Below are 20,436 nucleotides of genomic sequence, written 5' to 3' on the forward strand. Positions count from 1 at the left end.
AGCGATGAAACAACAAACGGCCCAAACGAAAACGAAGAGAGGCACGCCGGATTTCCAACTGCTAATCCTCACTTTATTGTTGGTGGGCTTTGGACTGGTGATGGTATTCAGCTCCAGTTCCAGCATTGCAATTGCAAGCGAACGCTTTAACAATGATCCCCTGTTCTTCACGAAAAAACAACTTATGTGGGCGCTCATTGGTGTAGTTGGTATGTTCTTTGCTATGAATATTCGCTTTAACAAGTACAAGAAGCTGTATGCACCTTTTTTTCTCTTCACGACCGTCATGTTACTGCTTGTTCTCATTTCTGGTAAGGTGCTCAACGGTGCTCGAAGCTGGATTCATATTTTTGGTTTTAGTGTTCAACCAGCCGAATTCGCCAAAATCGCCATTATTTTGTATCTCGCTGCGCTAATCACTAAGAAAGGCGAACGCTTCAGAGATCTTAAAACTGGTTATTTTCCTGTCCTTATCATTGTAGGCTTCATTGCCGGACTTATCATGCTGCAGCCTGACTTCGGTACGTGCTTTATTCTGGTCTCCACATGTGGTTTGGTCATCTATGCAGGCGGGGCGAGCATGAAGCATATTATGGGTTCAATTCTGCTCGTTGTGCTAGGAGGCGCGCTGGCTTTTGGAGCCAATGCCTTGTTCTCCTCCATGTCTTCTCCGGACGATGCGACAAGTACAATAACCGAAGCAAAGGCGAACTATAAAATCGGACGGATTCAGGCATTCCTTAACCCGCTCTCTGACCCTACGGATGGAAGCCTTAACCTTTATCGCTCCCTTGTAGCGATTGGAGATGGCGGAATTACGGGTTCAGGAGTTGGACAAGGTACGATTAAACTACATTACCTGCCCAATGCATATAACGATTTTATCTTCTCCGTCATCGGTGAAGAGCTTGGATTCTTAGGAAGTACCTTGTTCCTACTTGTTTATCTCTACTTTATCTGGCGAGGCATCATTGTGTCTCTCCGCTGTCCCGATCCTTTTGGTACTTTGGTCGGCATTGGGATTATGGGACTTATCGCCATCCAAGCATTTATTAACATCGGCGGTGTTACTCAGACCATACCGGTAACAGGGGTCACGCTTCCGTTTATCAGCTATGGAGGTACGTCACTTTTCGTTATGATGGTCGCCATGGGCATCGTGCTCAGTATTTCACGCACCAATAATCTGGACGTCATCAAGGAAGAGAAAACGAAATCGGTTACCGTACAGACTCGTACCTCTCCTGCCCTCCGTTCAAGAGAAGCGATCCGTCGTATTCGATAATCATAGAACGTAAAAAAAAAGACTTCCCATCCATTATGGATAGGAAGTCTTTTTTGGATAAGTTTCACTTCGTGAGCGCATGCTCTTCGAATAAACCCTTTACACTGGAAGCCGATCAGCTTATACGTCGTCGCCTTTGAAAGATACACCTTCTACCTTCACATTAACTTCGACAACTCGTAATCCCGTCATGGTCTCAACCGCTTCTCTCACATTCTGTTGAAGCATGCGGGAAACTTCATGAATCGGTGTCTCGTACAGGACGATGATGCGCAGATCAATGGCTGTTTCCAGCTGGCCGACCTCAACGCCCACGCCTTTCTGTACGTTTTTACCGCTGAGACGTTTGGCCCAGCCCTCTGACAATCCTCCAGACATTGCGGCAATCCCCGGTGTCTCAAGCGCAGCCATTCCGGCAATTTTCGCCACCACGTCGTCAGCAATCCGGATGTTACCGCCATCTAGTTGAAGTTGTTCTGCCATGCCACATCCTCCTTCACTTCGTTAATCGTATTTTAAATCCTTTCTACCCCAAAAAGCAAATTAAACTCAAAAAGTTGCGTTTACAACCTACTATGATTTGGTTATATTGAAATATGAAAATAATCTCATAATCATTTCGTCACCTTTTCACAAGATGTGGCAAGATTCGAATGATTATGAAGACCAACATGTGATCACGTGTTGCAAACCAAATAATATGTAACCGAGGTGTGTCTTAGTGAGAAACCGGATTTCATCCATTCTGCTGATTGTTACTTTTGCACTCAGCGCGATCGCCCACTACATGAAATGGGATTCGATTCTACAGTTTGTGATTTCAGCCATTTCGGTTATTTTTGTCGCTGGTTTTTTAGGCAAAGCTACTGAAAATGTTGCCCACTATGCCGGACAGCGGCTAGGTGGATTTTTGAATGCTACCTTCGGCAATGCTGCCGAGCTGATTATTGCGATCTTCCTAGTCAAAGAGGGATTGTTCGATATGGTTAAAGCCAGTTTGACGGGCTCCATTATCGGAAACCTGTTACTTGTTCTAGGATTGAGCATTTTCGCGGGTGGTCTCAAGTTTAAAATTCAGAATTACAATGTATCGCTTGCAGGTCTAAACGGCTCCTTGATGATTGTAGCCATCATCGCTTTATTCATTCCCGCTGTGTTCCTTAACACCCATTCTATCACCCAACAAGACACAAATACACTCAGTCTTATTGTTGCGGGACTGTTGATTGTCGCCTACATTGCTTGGTTGCTGTTCTCTATGGTCACACATAAGAAGTATCTTGCCGATGTCACGGTAGACGCAGATGAAGAACTCCCGCATGAACATGCACCTGAATGGTCGAAGAAAAAAGCGATCCTTTATCTCGTATTGGCAACCGTTATGGTGGCCTTTGTCAGTGAATGGCTGGTCGGTACGCTTGAAGTGTTTACAGAGCGATTCGGGCTAAGTGAGCTATTTGTCGGCGCGTTCCTTGTAGCCATCATCGGTAACGCAGCAGAACACAGTGCAGCCATTATGCTCGCCATGAAAAACAAAATCGGTGCCGCAGTAGAGATTGCGGTCGGCAGCAGTTTGCAAATTGCATTATTCGTTGCCCCTGTGCTGATCTTTGTAAGCTACTTCACTGGCAGAACGATGGACATTGTATTTACGACCATTGAACTTGTCGCGATTGGTGTATCCGTATTTATTGCGAAGTCGATTACGCAGGATGGTTCAACGAACTGGTATGAGGGCCTGCTGTTACTTGTAGTCTACATCATCCTTGGAGTGTCGTTCTTTCTGGTATAACATAATCGGGTCACTCCATAGGCAACTTAGTTACATATATAAAATAAAGCTCATAAAAAAGGTAGCTAGGTGATTTTTTCACCAAGCTACCTTTTTTTACGTCCTTTCCCCTAAAGCCCCACTTCACTCTCAGCCTGTGGCTGTGGCTAATCCACCCTGACAAAGAGTCAGAGTAATACGTGCTGAAGTCGCACACATTATCCAAAGTGAGAAATACAACAAAGAGCATACAAAAAAAGCATGCAATAACCTGCATGCCTTCTATTCTGACCCGCGCATATGCAGGCTATTGCTCATTCTTTTTGTTCAAGGCTTCATATAGAATCGCCAGATTCCGCTCAAGCGCGCTAACCATCTGCTTACCAGCACCTTCTGGAAGGAGACCTGCACGAACAGCAAAATCAACTTCCTTGGAGAACCCATACATCTGTGTATCCAATACTTCCTCATAGAGAGGGCAGTAGCGGGTAGCCAGATTCTCCATCTGTACTTCAATAAGCTTCTGTATTTTATCTGCATCTTCTTGAAGAAGACTGATCGCTTTCAAATTCAGCTGGTCCTGCAGATCAGATGAAGTCATGCATTTTTCCCCCCTATGTCCCAAAAATCGCGTAAAGACGTTCTATCTCTAATATTAGACGAAATCAGTAGGTAATACAAGAACCTGACCAAAATATCCGAACAAAGTGAGTGCCTTCATGATTGCTTTTTTCGGATATAGCACAATGGGCTTTTCGTATGATTCAGCTCATCATACAAAAGAAGCACCCTCGCCACTACTGGCGAAGGCGCTTCTCATAACCATTACTCCGATGCGATCTTTACATTCAGTCCATGCTTAGCAAATACATCAGACATGGCTGCTTTGGCCTCATCGGCATCTGGACCATGAACATGCAATTCATAGCTATGAGTGCTGATCAGTGTTGTAAACAAGCCCAAGATACTTTTCACATCGATATACTTGTTCTCTGAATGAAGCACGATTGAAGAAGTAAACTTGCCTGCTGTTTGAGCAATTTCCACTACAGCCGCGTTATTACTCGACATAGGAATCCCTCCGTCTTTTCACTTTTGGTATCATCTATTAATTACCACTACATGATACCGTGAATCCGCTTTCCTAGCAACAGCAAAATACCGATGCTATTTCAAACGGTCTGGATTCAGGCATTCCAGCTCAGGAATAACGAAAATACCATCTTTGCGGATCAGTACATCGTCAAAATAAATCTCTCCTCCGCCGTAATCTGGACGTTGAATCAATACCAGATCCCAGTGAATGGATGAACGGTTTCCATTATCTGTTTCTTCATATGCCTGCCCAGGTGTAAAATGTAGGCTTCCAGCGATTTTCTCATCAAACAGGATATCTTTCATAGGATGAAGAATGTATGGATTGAATCCAATAGCGAATTCACCAATATGACGTGCACCATCATCCGAATCCAAAATATCATTCAGGCGCGCTGTATCATTGCTTGTCGCTTCTACAATTTTGCCGTCTTTGAATGTGAACTTAATATTCTCAAACGTAACACCGTTATACAGCGTTGCTGCATTATAACTGATCGTTCCATTTACGGAGTCACGTACCGGAGCACTGTATACTTCTCCATCTGGAATATTTTTTTGACCAGAACACTTCACTGCACCGATATCCTTGATGGAGAAGCTGAGATCTGTTCCTGGCCCTGTAATACGCACTTTATCCGTACGGTTCATGAGGTTAGCCAGTGCGTCTTGTGCTTTATCCATTTTGGCATAATCGAGGTTACATACATCGAAGTAGAAGTCTTCAAACGCCTCTGTGCTCGTGTTCGCGAGTTGTGCCATACTTGCATTCGGGTAGCGCAATACAACCCATTTGGTATGCTTCACGCGCTGCTCGCTATGTACAGGATGAGAATACAATGAATTATACATTTTCATCTTCTCTTCTGGTACATCGGACAGATCATTTACGTTCTCGCCCGCACGAATCCCGATGTAACAATCCATTTGTTTCATCCGATTCAGATCAATCTCTGCCCATGTTTTCATCATTTCTTCTGTTGCATTTTTGAGCATTGCACGTTGTACCGTTCTGTCGGTCAACTGGACAAATACATTACCGCCCTTTTTCCCTACTTCCTCAACCACAGCGTTGATTAAGTCACGCTCGCTTCCGATCATCTCGACCAGAACGTTCTCGCCTGGTTGTACATCCACAGAGTAACCGACCAAGTTAGCCGCCAGCTTCTGGATTCTTGGATCTTTCATCTTGTATAATCCTCCTGTCATCTGCCATTCATAATTGAACAACGGTAAATTACGATACTATTGTAGCACGCTACCGTGATCCCGTCAGCAAGCAACCCTTAACTAGGGTGTGCTTTATTGATACTCTCCAAAGTTTACATCCGTAACGAGAGCTTCTGTATTCTTTTTATTATTCATATCCTGATAACTAATCTGACTCTCGGATGAAAGCCGAAGAGGTAAGCTGGTTTTGCGATCTACGGTAAGATGATATACGGTCTGCACACTAGCTGGCTCCATCATTTTATCCATCGTACTCTCTCCCTGCTCCCACACCCGCTCAAGCTCCTGTTCAAGCTTCGTCTGATTCACACCTCCGATTGCACTTGCCTTGTGCATATATTCCTCTCGCATAGCACTCATCTCGGCATCTAGCTGCGTCATAGCCCATGTCTTGGCATCCTCAGGATTAAGCTCAATCCGTAGAATCTGAGTGCGTCGTCCCCCGCCATATTCTGATTTAATCGTTTTATTCATGCGATCGATATTCTCCAGCTGTGAAATCGGATTATAGCGAGATAACGCCCCACGCAAAGGCTCCTGTTGATTAGATAAAGCCATCCATTGCCCCTTCTTCCGCTGAAAGGAAGCACTGAACCCTCCAGGTTGCCCAGTAGGCAGGACAGAGGTTGTGCTCATTTGTGTACCCCAGAATTGACTACACCAGGAAGCCGAGTCTGCAAAGTCAGACGGTTATGATCCTCCAGTTTGCCTGCAAATTTAAATTGATTCTCGAACACACCATTATTCTCGCGTCGAAGCCCAGCCTGACCCTCGAAACTGAGCTTCTCCTTTCCGGCAAGTCCGGATAAAGCAAGTGAAAATATCTCCTCTGGTGTTTGAGCTTTCTGTACCAATCCACACCCAGGCGTGCAGAGGAGTATTAAGCTCAAAATCAATAACATTACGCGTGCATTCCGATAATTAAACATGGCTACCCCACCTTTTTGTCAAACGTTCTCCATAGGCTACCCCTCCGTTAATGACTTATACTGTGTGATACATAATCATTCTGTTCCCAAATAAAAAAAAGAGAGAACGACTCCGACATCGGAATTGTTCTCCCTTAACGTGTAACTTCTTGTTCTTCTAATACGATACGGTTACGTCCTCCATTCTTGGCTTGGTAAAGAGCCATATCTGCGCGATAAAATAGTGATTCTACACTCACTTTTTCATCCATCCAGCTCCACTCCGCGATCCCGCTTGAGACTGTTACCGACGGCCTTGTCTCTTCTGACACCCGCTGGCGTATGATCTCCGCGTATTCGAGAGCCTGTCGTATCCCTAATTGAGGCATATAAATGGCTAACTCTTCGCCGCCCCAGCGGGCACATACATCCTCTGGCCGAACAGAGCTTACGACGATGTCACTCACCTGCTTAAGAACCTGATCCCCCGTTTGATGGCCAAATGTATCGTTTACCTGCTTGAATTGATCGATATCAACCACAATGAGAGAACCACAGAACTCATGCGCCTGTCGTTCATGAATAACATTATCTAAGTAATGACGAACATATAATCCTGTTAGCATGTCCAGATTAGCCAAACGGCGCACTTCGGCATGAAGTGTTGCATTGGACAGCGCAAGTCCCATATGAATTACTAACATCTGCAGCAAGCGATAATTATCGTAAGAGAAAAATTGCTCCTGTGTATGTCCAAGCATAATTACACACTTCACTTCACCGTTCACCCGAACCGGTGACGCAATCAGAGATAACGATTTCGTATGATCCATAAATTGAGAAGGAAATGGAGCATGTTGAAGATAGTTAGACATAATAAGCGGCTCTTCCGATTGATACAATGCACCTGCAATACCGTAATTGTTCGGGAATGATTGGCGGCGTAGCTGATGAACGTTAGAGGACATCACTTCAAACTGGTTCGTACTATCATTCAATTGGAGAATACAGCATGATTCAGCTTGGAACATGCCAAGCATCTCTTGTTCAGCGAATTGAAAAATTTCCATCAGTTGCAGACTTTTATTCAACCGTTGTGTCAAATCGTTAATTAGACGAAGTTCCTGGATAAGCATATTGGATTGTTCATGCAGTTTCGCATTCTCGAAGGCTGTACCTGCCGTATCTGCCATCATCGTAATCAATTGCAGATCTGATTCCTCCATCAGCTCATCATTCATCTCAATGTAAAACACACCGTATATGCCCTGTTTTCCTTTGAGAGGTAACCCCACCTCAATAATTCTGTTCTCACCATCGATCGATCGAACAACAATAAGGCGTCCTTCCATGAAGGAACGTACACAGATATCTTCGCCTCGTTCATGAACCAGTAAAGGTTTGATCCGGGCATTAGAGCTGCTCTGGTCTTGGGACATAAAAAGCGTAATTCGCATCGTAGGATACAAATAATCCATGCTGCTAAACACTTCATCCAATATCGTATCCACGTCCATATTGTCGTGCATCCGTTGAACAATCTGGAACAGTATTGATCTACGATGTTCTTCACGTGCCGATTGCTCATGAGCATGTAACAGATCCGTCATAAATATGTATTCAAACCTGCGGTAAAAGCAAGTCCGATAGTGCGATGCCTCAGCTCGAACCAAGGCTTCTGACGTTTCATATTGGTTAGGCTCATAGATCAATGCAGTGAATACAGCGAACATATCCTTATTGCTTCTCGAACGGAGTGGAATAGCAAGCAGATGAAATTGCCCATGCTTATCACTGCTAAGCAAGGATTGTTCTTGTCCCGTTTCCAGACATCTTAATACCGTGAGGCTCACGTCCATGCTTACATCCTCATATGGATCTCCTACGCTGACGCCTTCGGTATCCCATATATTGAATATCGTAGCTGCATTGTTTGGTATGGGGTTGCGTTGTTGTTGCCAATCGGTAAAGGCCTGCTGTAACAGACTCCCCAAATATGAAAAATCAAAAGGTGTGATATCCACTTGCTGCATCCAGAGCGCATGCTCATTATGAAGAGATGCAGCAGATGCGGGATCGCCCGAACTTGGCGAATTCAGACTGGCTGGTAAACTTCCTAGATGTTCTAACATGTCAGGCGCTCCTTTGCACCGTTTTTGCATCTCATAGATGCATTAATCTGCATAGGTTATCGCAAACCTGCAAATTCGTCTGATAACCTTACAGGATAAGTTTATTTAAAGTTAAGATAGAATCTATTTTACTCCCTTTACAACTTTTTTGCATCCATATTTCAGAAAATTGTCCCATTATTTTAGGCCTAATGACCTATCGACAAATTTAGACGTTTTTTTGCTTTTATCTTAAACTTGACTTTGTGTCTCTCAAACTGTAATATAAGTTGTTGATGAAGACTACTAAATGGGTCTTTAAATTTGGGCATTACCGGTTGTGTCACCCTCATTCTTTTTGTTGCTTTCAGGACAGCGGCTGAACTCTCCTGATCGACTTATGCGTGGCTGAGCCAGCATCAACAAATTGGAGCGCAAACAGAGCCCTATATGAACTTTAACTAAAAAGGAGCTACTTTAAACATGGCACGTTACACTGGTCCTAAATTTAAATTGAGCCGTCGCCTCGGCATTTCCCTTAGCGGAACAGGCAAAGATTTGAAACGTCCTTTCCCTCCAGGTCAGCACGGAGCTAACCAACGCAGAAAAATGAGCAACTACGGTATGCAGTTGCAAGAAAAACAAAAACTGCGTCACATGTACGGTTTGGGCGAAAAACAATTCCGCACTCTGTTTGCTAGAGCGCAAAAAATGCAAGGTATCGCGGGTGAAAACTTCATGTTCTTGCTTGAGTGCCGCCTTGACAACCTCGTTTACCGTCTTGGATTTGCTAACTCCCGTGCAGGAGCACGTCAGTTGGTATCCCATGGTCACATCACTGTAAACGGCAAAAAAGTCGACATCGCTTCTTACCAAGTAAGCACTGGCGACGTAATCAGCTTGCGTGAAAGAAGCCGCGGTTTGTCTTCTGTTAAAGAAGCATTGGAAAACCGTACGCATCTTCCAGCATACGTTGAGTTCAACGATACAGCAGTTGAGGGTAAATTCATCCGTCTGCCTGAGCGTTCGGAATTGTCCCAAGAAATCGATGAGAAACAAATCGTCGAGTTCTACAACCGTTAATCGTTGCGATTACATTAAATCTTCAAATAAAACAGCTGTCGAGATTTTTTCGACAGCTGTTTTTTATGCTTTTGACTAAAAAAGGCAGAAGTTGAGGGCAATATAGAAAATTTCGCCGTATCCATAAGAAAAATAACACGTGAAGAACACCGTTTTGATCAGGAAGTGATGATCTAATATCTTAAGAACTTATATGCAAAGTACGTCACAGCAGAAAAAATACCACTCACCATGATAATAATCGCTGATTCAAACACCTCTATTTCAATTCCAAACTGATATATCACAAGCATTGTAATTATGACCATTATCATAACTATAAATCCAAGTGAAAATGAAGATTTACAATGCGAAATTATTCTTTCATCATGTTCAGAGTCCACACTTCGTTTAACCCCTTTGTTGTCCATAGCCAAAATGATTAAGTTTATCATTGAGCACCCGATTAATCCAAAGCCTAAAGGCATAGCAAACGACAGGTTAGAATTATTTAACGCAAACTTCTGGTAGAGAGCAATCGAAAAAACGAGCAGTCCGAGAATACACATAACAATAGATACCACAGTCCATTTCCTCACTCAATATCCCCCTCTTTCTCAAAAATAAAAACTTGTTCAATGCTTTTATTGAACACTCGGGCTATGAGATAAGCCAGCATAATCGATGGATTGTATCGCCCTCTTTCCAATGAAATGATGGTCTGACGTGATACGTTAACCTTTTCCGCCAGATCCTGTTGTGTCATGTTAAGCTCTCGACGGTAGATCTCAATTTTATTCTTCATGAATTTCGTGTCCTCACTCTTCATTTGTAAAGCTAACTTTACAAAAAATATATCTCTCACTCCTCAAAATGTCAAGCTAACTTTACACCAAATTCGTGCCCTAAAACAGGCTGATAGAAAGGATCTTCTCAAGCCATATTGTTATCTCCTTATGATATGGTACATTTACAAGCATAATAAATAACATAATTTCGAAAATAATGGCATTATTCGACTATTGCTTGTATTTCTCAGGCATGCAAACCCACCTTTTTATGCTATAATAAGTGCTGTTAAAAGGAGGAAGACACTGAATGGTTGATGTTAATAAGAAAAAGCCCGATGAACAGCCTGTCCGCAAGCGTAGCTTCATTCGCAGACTAGGCAGTGTCGTCAAATGGATGGTTGTCCTGGGAATCATGGGGGTACTATTCGTAGGCGGTGCTTTAATGGGGTACGTCAGTTCCATTGTGAAAGACGAGCCTGTCCGATCCAGGGCCCTGATTGAACAGAAAGTCAGCGAAAACTCCATCACAGGCTTTGCTTACTTCGCCGATGGCAGTCCAATCGGTCAATTACGTACAGAAGAAGACAGACGTCCGGTCACCGTTGACCAGATCCCACAGAAGGTTATTGATGCAGTTATTGCCATTGAAGACAATCATTTTTACGAACATAAAGGTGTAGACATGAACGGTACACTTCGTGCCGTAAAACAGAAGGTGCTTAAAGAGTCTGTCCAAACAGGCGGAAGTACACTTACACAACAGTTAGCGCGTCGTGTGTTCCTCAATCTAGATCGTACAGAGGATCGGAAAGTAAAAGAAATTCTTCTCTCGCTCCGATTGGAACGTTTCTTGACGAAGGACGAGATCATGACTGCATACTTGAACAAGGTTCCTTTCGGTAATGGTTCCAGTGGATATAATGTCTATGGCATTAAGGCTGCTGCCAAAGGTTTGTTCAATATTAATGATCTGGAGAAAATAAATACGGCTCAAGCTGCTTACCTTGCCGGCTTGCCTCAGCTCCCCTCTTCATACTCTGCTTTTAATGGTAAAGGCGACTTTGTTGAGGACAATTTTGAGCGCGCAATTAATCGCCAGCACTTGGTTTTACGTCGAATGTTAGAACTCGGTAAAATCAATCAAACCGAATATAACGAAGCGCTTGCTTTTGACATCAAGAGCTCGCTCGCTCCCAAAACGGTTAAAGCTTACAACACTTATCCTTATCTTATGATGGAAACTGAACGACAAGCTGCTCAAATCTTGATGACACAGTTGAATGCAGACGCAGACGCTAGCAAAGACACTGGTGAAGCTACAGACAAGGATGCAGCGACTAAAGATAGCAGTGCATTATTGGAAGAAGCTCAGCAGCAATTACGCACAGGTGGATATCGCATTTACACTACAATTAACAAAAGTGTATACAAAACCATGCGTACCATTGCTGAAAATGATAGTAATTTTGCCGCAGACGATCCCAAAAAGGGGAAAGAACAAACGGCAGCTATGTTGATCGACCATAAGACTGGTGCCATTCTAGGCATGATCGAAGGTCGAAGCTTCCAAGATGAACAGATGAACTATGCTACGCAGATGGTGCGTCAACCAGGTTCTGCTATGAAACCAATTGCAGCATATCTGCCTGCTATGGATGAAGGCTTGGTTCAGCCAGGTTCCGTCGTGGATGATTCACCGATTATTCTTAAAGACGGTCCAAGCGGATATCACATTCCGAAAAATGCAAATAACCGGTACCAAGGCCTCATCACTGCTCGTAGAGCACTGAATTACTCATTGAATACCGTGGCGCTTAAGTTGTTTAATGAAGACGTGGGAATTGATAAAGCCTGGGCTTTCGCCAAAAAACTTGGCATTACCACCATTCAGAAAAACGATTATCAAGCACAAACAGGTGTTCTTGGTGGCCTTCAGTACGGTGTGACCGTCGAGGAACTCACCAACGCCTATGGTGCCATTGCCAACAACGGTGTGTACAACGATTCTTATATGATCAGTAAAATTGTAGACTCCAAAGGTAATATCGTTTATAAACACGAAGCAGCTCCTGTTCAGGCCTTCTCCGAGCAGACGGCATATCTCATGACCGACATGCTTCGTACGGTCGTTACAGAAGGTACAGCGGATAAAGTACGCGAAAGCTACAAATATTCGAAGAGTGTACCGATTGTCGGAAAAACAGGCTCTACCCAGAACTACGCCGATGTCTGGTTTGAAGGCTACTCGCCAGATGTCACTTTAGGTGTATGGGTTGGATACAAACAGCCAGTAAACACACTAGAGACCAAGTCTCAGCGCAAACGCGCACAGCAGCTATGGACGCAAATTATGAATGAGGTCATCGCCTCAGACAAAGAGCTATTTGTTACAGATAAGTTCGAGAAGCCATCAGGTATAGTGACGAAAACCGTCTCCGCTTATAGCGGTAAACTTCCTACGGCTCTGACAGATCGTTTTGTTACAGATATTTTCAACAGTAAATTCGTTCCTAAAGATAGTGATGATGGCGTCGCTAAGGCGAAGTACATCACTTACAATGGTGTAAACTACATCCCGCGTGATGAAACACCTAGTGATATGCTCAAGGAAAAAACCGTAATCAAACGTAAAAAACCAATCTCCGATCTCATTAAAGAGTTGCAAAATGCATTCTCTCGTATGAGCCGGCACGAGTCACTTGCATATTACCTGCCACAGGATGCAGATTCAGACATGCCAACGCAGATTGATCCACGGCAAGACAACGGTAAAGCTCCGGATGCTCCGGGAAATGTAAGACTGTCTATGTCAAATGGCAGAGCAATCATTACATTTAATGCTACACCAGAAAGTGATGTTGTCGGGTATCGCTTGTATCGTTCTGTTAATGGTGGAGGATTCCAGAATCAAGGGCAAGTCGTTCTTACGGGTGAATCTCGATCATTTACGGCGTATGCACAAGGTGGCAACTTCTCATTCTACGTAACAGCAGTTGATGTTGCTGGCAGAGAGTCTGCACCAAGCGCCATTGCAACTAGCACTGCCGTTGTAGAACCGCCACCAGAGGAAGAAGTGAAGGAACCGATTAACGTTCCTGGAACGATCATCACGCCTGGTGAAGGTTCAGACGATACTTCGGCTTCGACTGCTCCAAGCACACCGAGTCAGGTAAGTGTTACAGCCCTATCTCAAGGTATTCGTATCCAGTGGGGTTCAAACGCTGATACGGAAGGTGTACAGAGCTATTCCGTCTACTACAGCGAAACGGGCAATGCTCCATTCAACAAAATCGGCTCTACCTCGGGTACTTCGCTCGACTTCGGTGTACCGGCAACAACCAGTGGATGGTTCAAGGTATCTGCGAGCAACAGTGCAGGAGAATCTGAGCCTTCAGCAGCGGTACATTATCAACCTTAAAGTAAACATTACATTTACACCAAAAGACCTCCTAAGTTTATCCTTAGGGGGTCTTTTGATTAATACGTCAAAAAAGCCTAATCTGATGGACATCCAGATCAGGCTTTTTCATGCTACCTTTCATTCCAATACGGCTAGCATGCTAGCCACCTTTAACATTTAGTCCTCAATGGTGGACAGGTCACCTGTCGGCAAATCCAGCTCCCAGGCTTTCAAGACACGACGCATAATTTTACCAGAACGTGTCTTCGGTAATTTATCCTTGAATTCAATCTCACGCGGTGCAGCATGGGCAGACAGGCCTTCTTTTACAAAACGATAAATCTCTTCCTTCAGCTCCGGTGTTGCCTCATACCCATCACGAAGCGCTACAAAGGCTTTGATGATCTCACCCCGTGTTACATCCGGTTTACCGATAACCCCAGCCTCAGCTACAGCAGGGTGCTCTACGAGCTTGCTCTCCACCTCAAAAGGGCCGATACGTTCACCAGACGAATTAATTACATCATCAATTCTGCCCTGAAACCAGAAGTAACCGTCCTCATCCATATAAGCCGAGTCCCCAGATACGTACCAGCCAGAGAGTCGGAAATATTCCTCGTATTTGGCAGGGTTGTTCCAGATCTTGGCCATCATCGACGGCCAGGGGCTACGTATTGCCAAATTCCCCATACTGTATGGAGGTAACTCCTGCCCACGATCATCGATAATCGCAGCTTCAATTCCGGGCAAAGGTCTTCCCATGGAACCTGGCTTAATCGGCATACCCGGATAGTTACAGATCAATTGTGCACCCGTTTCCGTCATCCACCACGTATCATGAATTCGCTGATCATACGCTTTCCAGCCCCAACGAACTACTTCAGGATTGAGCGGCTCGCCAACAGACATGACGTGACGCAGACTACTCAGATCATGCTGGGCGATCGTCTCGTCTCCTGCACCCATCAACATCCGGAATGCCGTTGGTGCGCTGTACCAGACGGTCACTTTATTTTTTTCGATCGTGCTATACCAGTCTTGTGGACTGAACCGACCTCCACGAATCACATTGGTTACCCCGTTTAGCCATGGTGCAAAAATACCATATGATGTGCCTGTGACCCAACCAGGGTCTGCGGTGCACCAGTACACATCATCCTCGCGTAAGTCGAGCACCACTTTGCCTGTATAATAATGCTGAATCATTGCATTCTGTACATGGTATACACCCTTGGGTTTCCCTGTAGAACCCGATGTATAATGGATAATGAGTCCATCCTCACGCGTGAGCCACTCCACGTGCATCTCATCTGAAGCCGCAGACATCTCTGCATCAAAATCAATGAGTCCATCCTCTGTCTGCTCCCCACCACCAACGACAAATATATGCTTTAGCTCCGGTAATTCGGAGCGCTTAATTCGCCCTAGAAGCTCGGGTGTCGTTACAAGCGCAACTGCCCCACTGTCTTCCAATCGATCTTTGACGGCGGTCTCCATAAAGGCTTCAAACAGCGGCCCTGCGATGGCACCTACTTTCAAAATACCCAAAAGGCTGAAATACAGCTCAGGGCTTCTTGGCATAAAAATAAATACCCGATCTCCCTTGGTCACGCCATATTTCCGAAGTACATTACCAAACCGGTTGGATTGCTCGCTAAGATCGGCAAAGGTGTATGCCTCTTCCCGTGAAGCATCACTGTATAACAATGCCGTTCTGCTGCCTCTTCCTTCCAGTACATGGCGATCTATCGCCTCATGAGCCATATTCACTTTTCCGCTGGCGTGCCACGTAAAGTGCCTTTCCACCGATTCCCAATCAAATCGGCTCCGAGCCTCCGCGTAATCGCCCAAGTTAGATTGAGACACAACCGTTTGCAGCATCTCTTCAAATGCTTGACTCATGCTTGCCAGCCTCCTTCAACTCGACATTTCGATTCCCTTAAATGGGTGACTTCTCATTGCCTTGTGTTGACTGAACTTCCAGTTAGCGCTTACATTAATAGAGAGAGCATTCTCTTTATTTACTTGCTTGACCTACTGAATGAATTTTGAGCTGCACTTGAATTGTGAACATTTTTTGTCTACGCCATTATAGCAAATCTTCTCAATCATCGTCTAGGGGGAAGAAAGGAGCATGAACCATGGAACATGTTAAGAAGCATCATATGCGTTCCATCTCCAAATCCGGTCACCGCATCACAATTGAAGGCCCTATGTCCGCTGAGGCTATTTCACAGCTCGGTTTCCATCCAGATCTCGATGCTTTTCGCCGACCATCAGAGCAGCAGGAAGCCCTGACCGAGATTGCCGCTCTGCCGGAAGGTCGTATCATTCTAGCACATGAAAATAGCATGATCATTGGCTACGTTACGTTTCATTACGCTGACGAATGTGAACGTTGGTCTGAGGGCAATATGACGGATCTCATTGAACTGGGAGCCATTGAGGTTGCTGATGAGTACCGCTCGCTAGGCATCGGACGTGAGATGCTGCTCACTGCGTTCGAAGGCGGTCAGATGGAGCGATATATCATTTTTACGACCGAATATTACTGGCATTGGGATCTGAAGGGTAGTGGCCTGTCCGTGTGGGATTATCGCAAAATGATGGAGAAGTTGATGCAGGCTGTGGATATGACCTGGTACGCGACCGATGATCCTGAAATCTGCTCTCATCCGGCTAACTGTCTTATGGTGAGAATCGGCAGCCAGGTACCACTCACATCCGAAGAACAGTTCGATCGTGTGCGCTTTCGTTACCGGTTTATGTACTAAGTTCAGCTTAAATACAATTGATCATCATATTGAAGTAAAACGGACTACATTCGAACAACGCTTAAAATATGCTTACATAAGAATAACGTCTATCGTCGTACCTTCACAAAAGACAAACGTTGTTTAGTTGTAGTTTTTCGTGCGATAATCGCATGATTCAGCTCCGCCGAAAACGTATAAATCCTATTAATTTAAAAAACCGCTTCTCACCCAGCTCTGCATACCTTAAGAGCTATCCGTTGAGAAGCGGTTTAATTTAATTTTTCTATTTGAAGTGGCTCACTGCGAGCTTGTTTATCTCTTACATGAGGGCTTACATGTTCTCCAACATATGCTCCACGATGCGATGTGAGCGCTGGGATGACTGCACTGTAAATTCGGCAAAGTTCACATGTGCAGAACCATCCGCCTTATCGGACATGCCTCTCAGAACGACAAAAGGTACACGGTTCATGAAACTAACCTGTGCAACAGCCGCGCCTTCCATTTCCGCACACGCTCCATCCATCTGGGTATACAGCATATTTACCGTCTCTTTGCTGGCAATAAACTGATCCCCTGACAACACCTTGCCAATCCGGTAATGGGCTCCTTGCGCCTTACACGCTTCTTCGGCAAGTGCAATCAGTGAAGCATCGGCAGGAAATGCAGAGGTCTCTTGATACGGAATAACGCCACGTTCGAACCCTAGGGGAGTCACATCCATATCATGCTGCACACATACCGAGGAAATAACGATATCACCGATATTCAGCTCAGGATGAACCGCTCCAGCAACACCTGTAAAAATAATTCGATCCACTTGGAAACGGTCAATTAGAATTTGCGTGGTTACTGCCGCGTTAACTTTACCCACGCCTGATTTGCAGACAACAATTTGTTTACCCAACCACTCGCCTGCAACATAGGTGATTCCGGTCTGCTTGACCGTCTCCAACTGCTTCATCCCCGCAAGCAACAGTTCTACTTCCTCATCCATAGCACCAATAATACCGATTGTTTCGCGCATGTCCCAAGCCCTCCAGTAGATTCTATTCAGCACAAAAGCTCCGTCACCGGAGCTTCTGCCAATTCGATATGTAGAGAGAATGTCTTCTCCCTGCCTTATACCATTTCCAATGCTATATTTACTTATCCAGCATGGCTTACAGACAAACGTAGAATTGTTTCATGTGGCAAAATAACCCGTGGGTTCTCCACATTTTCTTTTTTCATCAGCTTCGTGAGCAGACGCATCGCGACAGCACCAAGGTCATACATTGGCTGAGCGACCGTTGTCAATTGCGGACGCACCATGGAAGCCATACGAATGTTATCCACACTAATGATGGAGAAGTCATCCGGTACTTTCAGACCCTCATCCTGAATGCTGTGAATCGCGCCAATAGCCATCTCATCTGTTGCAGCGAAGATTGCCGTCGGTTTCTTCTTCAGTCCGAGGAAATATTTCATCGCTTCCACGCCGGACTCATAACGGTAGTTACCGATGCGTACCAGATCCTCCTGATACTCCATACCCGCTGCTTCAAGAGCTTTCTTGTATCCTTGGAAACGCGCATAGCCGTTAGCAGGATCTTGCAACGTACCACTAATCATCGCAATTTCCTTGTGACCATGACGAATCAATGTATTCACCGCATCAAACGCAGCAGCTTCATGATCGATATCTACAGAAGGATATGTTCCCTTCTCGTCACTTGTCGCACAGAGCACGATCGGTACTGCTGCTGATTGGAAGGCTTGGATATGTTCATCCGTTACCGTTCCGCCCATGAAAAGCAAACCATCGACTTGCTTTTCTAGCAACGTGTTAATAACACGAATTTCTTTTTCTTTCTTCTTGTCCGCATTACATAGAATAATATTGTAGTGATACATATTAGCAATATCCTCAATTCCACGAGCAATCTCAGCGAAAGTCGAGTTCGAAATATCAGGAATTACCACACCGACTGTTGTCGTCTTTTTGCTAGCCAAACCTCTGGCTACCGCATTTGGACGATATCCCAACCGATCAATGGCTTCATATACTTTTTTACGTGTTTGTGGCTTCACATTGGGGTTATTGTTCACTACCCGTGATACTGTTGCCATGGACACCCCAGCTTCGCGTGCCACATCATAAATGGTTACCGTCACAGTACTTCTCTCCATTACCAGTAAATTTTCAACCCATTTTCATTAAGAATTATATTACGACAAATTTTTGCATTAATCAATTAAAATAGGCTCTAGGACTCACTTAAAACCTGCGTGAGCGTGCTCGAAGTAATATCAGAATGGGAAGTATGCCATACAGGCGTTCCCTTTTTAACTAGAATTGCCTGTGGAGATTCATGCTTAACACCCAGTTTCTCTGCTGCTTCGTTAGATACAGGGCGGTCTTCCACAACATAAATAATGCCGTATTTCACTTGTTCATTAGGATTGTTCTGCAAATAGTTGTTCATCTCCTGATATGCATTCGCGCTGATTGGGCAACGCGTACTATGCTTAAACAGAAGCAAAGGTTGATCCTCGGTAGCCTCCACTGCGGAGTTTAGCTGTTCAATACTTGTCATTTTAGTCATGTCAGCCATTGGATATACATCCCCCTTTTTCAGGAATACCGCTAAGTTGAGCGTTTTCACTCTTCGATATCTTAACAAAAAGCGCGCGAAAAAGCCAATTTTCATGAAAACAAGCATTTTACACGTCAAAATTAGACAGCATTCGAGAAATGTGCCTGCCAAACAAAGCCCGATAACTGACCCAGTCTACGCTGAGTCGTCTCGATCCATTCTGCATCACCCGACTTTTGAGCATAACCCAAAATATCCAGCAATAGATTAATTCTTTCCTTCACGGCCTGCTGCATCTGATCCTGTATCTCTTGATCTGTTGCATCGGGTCTAGCAAGCAGTTGCTCGTGGAACAGGTCTGCAAGTTCATTTTGTTCACCAAATAAGACATCCTGCTTATTGGGCTGTTCACCCAATTTACTAATACACTCTTTCAGGTCAGGTTTGACCGGTTGAAGCACTTCGTATGAGATACAATCTGTACATGCAAATACGGGTACGTTGCGAATCTCTACTTTTTTGGCGTACACAACCGTTCTTAATTCTAATTCCATTACATGTCCGCATCTGCACGATTTACGCACATCCATCACCTCATTCGTTCTATCTCGTATACTGTTACCATTCGACCTTTTTCCGCCTAAATCCTGCTGCAAACCAAAGGTTGCACAAATTACCACTGTCGCCAGGTTAAGGGTTAAATACGTATGCTAACAACGATTGAAATCGGTTACTTACTTTGGAGGTTGTGTGTCCCGTGAAGCGAAGCCATGAATCTGTTACAATAAAGTCGATACATGCCACCGCAAAAGGAGAGATGGATGTGAGATTAACAGGTAAAAAAGTTATCGCTCTCGTTGATGAAGAATTCGAGGATCTCGAGCTATGGTATCCCGTACATCGTGTACGTGAAGAAGGTGCCGAGGTGCATCTGGCTGGGGAGAAAAAAGGTAAAACCTACATCGGAAAATATGGTGTTCCCGCTGAAGCGGAATACAGCTTCGACGAGTTGGACAGTTCTGCATATGATGGTATTCTTGTGCCTGGCGGTTGGGCGCCGGACAAGCTGCGTCGCTATCCCAAAGTGCTTGAACTTGTGAAGGAGATGCATGCGGATCGCAAGCCAATCGGACAAATCTGTCACGCTGGCTGGGTGCTGATCTCTGCCAAAATTCTCGAAGGCGTTACCGTGACCTCCACCCCGGGCATTCGGGACGACATGGAAAATGCAGGTGCGATCTGGAAAGACGAACCTGTTGTTGTAGATGGACATATCATATCGGCGCGCCGACCTCCAGACCTTCCCCCTTATGGAAAAGCGTTCTGTGATGCATTGGCTGATGCCAATACGGAATAAACACCCAATCACCAAAAACCCCCTCGCTCTGTAGCGTGGGGGTTTCATGGTTTAGGCGAAACTCTTCTTATCAATCCACTCAATAGAATAC

20 protein-coding genes are annotated in these 20,436 nt (G+C 44.7%); 6 read left to right on the plus strand and 14 right to left on the minus strand.

Going from position 1 to position 20,436, the window contains the following annotated elements; translation table 11 throughout:
• Positions 1-4 precede the first annotated feature (4 nt).
• Positions 5-1,285, plus strand: a complete 1,281-nt coding sequence (gene ftsW, locus DMB88_RS19800; RefSeq protein ID WP_128102728.1) for a putative lipid II flippase FtsW — start codon at positions 5-7, stop codon at positions 1,283-1,285.
• Positions 1,286-1,405: 120 nt separating this feature from the next.
• Here ftsW and DMB88_RS19805 read toward each other — a convergent pair whose 3' ends face one another.
• Positions 1,406-1,768 (minus strand): Asp23/Gls24 family envelope stress response protein, encoded by a 363-nt coding sequence (locus tag DMB88_RS19805; RefSeq protein ID WP_056696336.1) that lies wholly within the window; start codon positions 1,766-1,768, stop codon positions 1,406-1,408.
• 238 nt (positions 1,769-2,006) lie between these two features.
• Here DMB88_RS19805 and cax point away from each other — a divergent pair, with 238 nt between their 5' ends.
• Positions 2,007-3,077, plus strand: coding sequence for a calcium/proton exchanger (gene cax / locus DMB88_RS19810; protein WP_128102729.1), 1,071 nt, complete (start codon positions 2,007-2,009; stop codon positions 3,075-3,077).
• A 286-nt stretch (positions 3,078-3,363) separates the two neighbouring features.
• Here the strand turns inward: cax and DMB88_RS19815 are convergent, their stop codons facing one another.
• The 6 genes from DMB88_RS19815 to DMB88_RS19840 all read right to left on the minus strand — a co-directional run bounded on the left by DMB88_RS19815 (position 3,364) and on the right by DMB88_RS19840 (position 8,421).
• Positions 3,364-3,657: an Fpa/YlaN family protein gene (locus tag DMB88_RS19815; protein ID WP_056696331.1), complete on the minus strand. Its 294-nt coding sequence runs from the start codon at positions 3,655-3,657 to the stop codon at positions 3,364-3,366.
• A 224-nt stretch (positions 3,658-3,881) separates the two neighbouring features.
• Positions 3,882-4,127, minus strand: coding sequence for an HPr family phosphocarrier protein (locus tag DMB88_RS19820; protein ID WP_128102730.1), 246 nt, complete (start codon positions 4,125-4,127; stop codon positions 3,882-3,884).
• A 96-nt stretch (positions 4,128-4,223) separates the two neighbouring features.
• Positions 4,224-5,339, minus strand: coding sequence for an aminopeptidase (locus DMB88_RS19825; protein ID WP_128102731.1), 1,116 nt, complete (start codon positions 5,337-5,339; stop codon positions 4,224-4,226).
• 114 nt (positions 5,340-5,453) lie between these two features.
• On the minus strand, positions 5,454-6,017 hold the full coding sequence (locus tag DMB88_RS19830) for a hypothetical protein (protein ID WP_128102732.1): 564 nt from the start codon (positions 6,015-6,017) through the stop codon (positions 5,454-5,456).
• Positions 6,014-6,310: a hypothetical protein gene (locus DMB88_RS19835; protein WP_128102733.1), complete on the minus strand. Its 297-nt coding sequence runs from the start codon at positions 6,308-6,310 to the stop codon at positions 6,014-6,016. Before DMB88_RS19835 ends, DMB88_RS19830 begins: the two co-directional genes overlap by 4 nt.
• A gap of 134 nt (positions 6,311-6,444) precedes the next feature.
• Positions 6,445-8,421 (minus strand): sensor domain-containing diguanylate cyclase, encoded by a 1,977-nt coding sequence (locus DMB88_RS19840; protein WP_128102734.1) that lies wholly within the window; start codon positions 8,419-8,421, stop codon positions 6,445-6,447.
• Positions 8,422-8,883: 462 nt separating this feature from the next.
• On the opposite strand from DMB88_RS19840, the gene rpsD reads away from it, so the two are divergent.
• Positions 8,884-9,483 (plus strand): 30S ribosomal protein S4, encoded by a 600-nt coding sequence (rpsD, locus tag DMB88_RS19845; RefSeq protein WP_056696322.1) that lies wholly within the window; start codon positions 8,884-8,886, stop codon positions 9,481-9,483.
• Between the two features lie 173 nt (positions 9,484-9,656).
• Here rpsD and DMB88_RS19850 read toward each other — a convergent pair whose 3' ends face one another.
• A complete protein-coding gene (locus DMB88_RS19850; RefSeq protein ID WP_128102735.1) occupies positions 9,657-10,061 on the minus strand; it encodes a hypothetical protein in 405 nt (134 codons plus the stop codon).
• Positions 10,058-10,267: a helix-turn-helix transcriptional regulator gene (locus tag DMB88_RS19855; RefSeq protein WP_128102736.1), complete on the minus strand. Its 210-nt coding sequence runs from the start codon at positions 10,265-10,267 to the stop codon at positions 10,058-10,060. Before DMB88_RS19855 ends, DMB88_RS19850 begins: the two co-directional genes overlap by 4 nt.
• 293 nt (positions 10,268-10,560) lie before the next feature.
• Here DMB88_RS19855 and DMB88_RS19860 point away from each other — a divergent pair, with 293 nt between their 5' ends.
• Positions 10,561-13,671: a transglycosylase domain-containing protein gene (locus DMB88_RS19860; RefSeq protein WP_128102737.1), complete on the plus strand. Its 3,111-nt coding sequence runs from the start codon at positions 10,561-10,563 to the stop codon at positions 13,669-13,671.
• 159 nt (positions 13,672-13,830) lie between these two features.
• On the opposite strand, the gene acsA is transcribed toward DMB88_RS19860, so the two are convergent.
• The gene (gene acsA / locus DMB88_RS19865; protein WP_128102738.1) at positions 13,831-15,555 is read right to left on the minus strand and encodes an acetate--CoA ligase; all 1,725 of its coding nucleotides are present in this window, start codon (positions 15,553-15,555) and stop codon (positions 13,831-13,833) included.
• Between the two features lie 239 nt (positions 15,556-15,794).
• Here acsA and DMB88_RS19870 point away from each other — a divergent pair, with 239 nt between their 5' ends.
• Positions 15,795-16,427 (plus strand): GNAT family N-acetyltransferase, encoded by a 633-nt coding sequence (locus tag DMB88_RS19870; RefSeq protein ID WP_128102739.1) that lies wholly within the window; start codon positions 15,795-15,797, stop codon positions 16,425-16,427.
• 313 nt (positions 16,428-16,740) lie between these two features.
• Here DMB88_RS19870 and DMB88_RS19875 read toward each other — a convergent pair whose 3' ends face one another.
• The 4 genes from DMB88_RS19875 to DMB88_RS19890 all read right to left on the minus strand — a co-directional run bounded on the left by DMB88_RS19875 (position 16,741) and on the right by DMB88_RS19890 (position 19,542).
• On the minus strand, positions 16,741-17,436 hold the full coding sequence (locus DMB88_RS19875) for a 5'-methylthioadenosine/adenosylhomocysteine nucleosidase (RefSeq protein ID WP_128102740.1): 696 nt from the start codon (positions 17,434-17,436) through the stop codon (positions 16,741-16,743).
• Positions 17,437-17,558: 122 nt separating this feature from the next.
• The gene (ccpA, locus tag DMB88_RS19880) at positions 17,559-18,566 is read right to left on the minus strand and encodes a catabolite control protein A (RefSeq protein WP_128102741.1); all 1,008 of its coding nucleotides are present in this window, start codon (positions 18,564-18,566) and stop codon (positions 17,559-17,561) included.
• Between the two features lie 92 nt (positions 18,567-18,658).
• The gene (gene ytxJ, locus DMB88_RS19885; protein ID WP_128102742.1) at positions 18,659-19,006 is read right to left on the minus strand and encodes a bacillithiol system redox-active protein YtxJ; all 348 of its coding nucleotides are present in this window, start codon (positions 19,004-19,006) and stop codon (positions 18,659-18,661) included.
• Positions 19,007-19,128: 122 nt separating this feature from the next.
• Entirely contained in the window at positions 19,129-19,542 is a 414-nt protein-coding gene (locus DMB88_RS19890; RefSeq protein WP_128102743.1) for a hypothetical protein, read from the minus strand.
• Positions 19,543-19,805: 263 nt separating this feature from the next.
• On the opposite strand from DMB88_RS19890, the gene DMB88_RS19895 reads away from it, so the two are divergent.
• A complete protein-coding gene (locus tag DMB88_RS19895; protein WP_128104518.1) occupies positions 19,806-20,345 on the plus strand; it encodes a type 1 glutamine amidotransferase domain-containing protein in 540 nt (179 codons plus the stop codon).
• Positions 20,346-20,436: the final 91 nt, after the last annotated feature.

The sequence above is a fragment of the Paenibacillus sp. DCT19 genome, from assembly GCF_003268635.1.
Classification (GTDB): Bacteria; Bacillota; Bacilli; order Paenibacillales; family Paenibacillaceae; genus Paenibacillus.

What these genes read in the sequence shown, in the direction of transcription:
- DMB88_RS19890 (WP_128102743.1), bottom strand. Translation starts at nt 19,542, where the DNA reads ATGGAATTAGAATTAAGAACGGTTGTGTACGCCAAAAAAGTAGAGATT.
- ftsW (WP_128102728.1), top strand. Translation starts at nt 5, where the DNA reads ATGAAACAACAAACGGCCCAAACGAAAACGAAGAGAGGCACGCCGGAT.
- DMB88_RS19805 (WP_056696336.1), bottom strand. Translation starts at nt 1,768, where the DNA reads ATGGCAGAACAACTTCAACTAGATGGCGGTAACATCCGGATTGCTGAC.
- DMB88_RS19830 (WP_128102732.1), bottom strand. Translation starts at nt 6,017, where the DNA reads ATGAGCACAACCTCTGTCCTGCCTACTGGGCAACCTGGAGGGTTCAGT.
- DMB88_RS19825 (WP_128102731.1), bottom strand. Translation starts at nt 5,339, where the DNA reads ATGAAAGATCCAAGAATCCAGAAGCTGGCGGCTAACTTGGTCGGTTAC.
- rpsD (WP_056696322.1), top strand. Translation starts at nt 8,884, where the DNA reads ATGGCACGTTACACTGGTCCTAAATTTAAATTGAGCCGTCGCCTCGGC.
- ytxJ (WP_128102742.1), bottom strand. Translation starts at nt 19,006, where the DNA reads ATGGCTGACATGACTAAAATGACAAGTATTGAACAGCTAAACTCCGCA.
- DMB88_RS19870 (WP_128102739.1), top strand. Translation starts at nt 15,795, where the DNA reads ATGGAACATGTTAAGAAGCATCATATGCGTTCCATCTCCAAATCCGGT.
- acsA (WP_128102738.1), bottom strand. Translation starts at nt 15,555, where the DNA reads ATGAGTCAAGCATTTGAAGAGATGCTGCAAACGGTTGTGTCTCAATCT.
- DMB88_RS19815 (WP_056696331.1), bottom strand. Translation starts at nt 3,657, where the DNA reads ATGACTTCATCTGATCTGCAGGACCAGCTGAATTTGAAAGCGATCAGT.
- DMB88_RS19875 (WP_128102740.1), bottom strand. Translation starts at nt 17,436, where the DNA reads ATGCGCGAAACAATCGGTATTATTGGTGCTATGGATGAGGAAGTAGAA.
- DMB88_RS19820 (WP_128102730.1), bottom strand. Translation starts at nt 4,127, where the DNA reads ATGTCGAGTAATAACGCGGCTGTAGTGGAAATTGCTCAAACAGCAGGC.
- DMB88_RS19860 (WP_128102737.1), top strand. Translation starts at nt 10,561, where the DNA reads ATGGTTGATGTTAATAAGAAAAAGCCCGATGAACAGCCTGTCCGCAAG.
- DMB88_RS19835 (WP_128102733.1), bottom strand. Translation starts at nt 6,310, where the DNA reads ATGTTTAATTATCGGAATGCACGCGTAATGTTATTGATTTTGAGCTTA.
- DMB88_RS19895 (WP_128104518.1), top strand. Translation starts at nt 19,806, where the DNA reads ATGGATGTGAGATTAACAGGTAAAAAAGTTATCGCTCTCGTTGATGAA.
- DMB88_RS19840 (WP_128102734.1), bottom strand. Translation starts at nt 8,421, where the DNA reads ATGTTAGAACATCTAGGAAGTTTACCAGCCAGTCTGAATTCGCCAAGT.
- DMB88_RS19855 (WP_128102736.1), bottom strand. Translation starts at nt 10,267, where the DNA reads ATGAAGAATAAAATTGAGATCTACCGTCGAGAGCTTAACATGACACAA.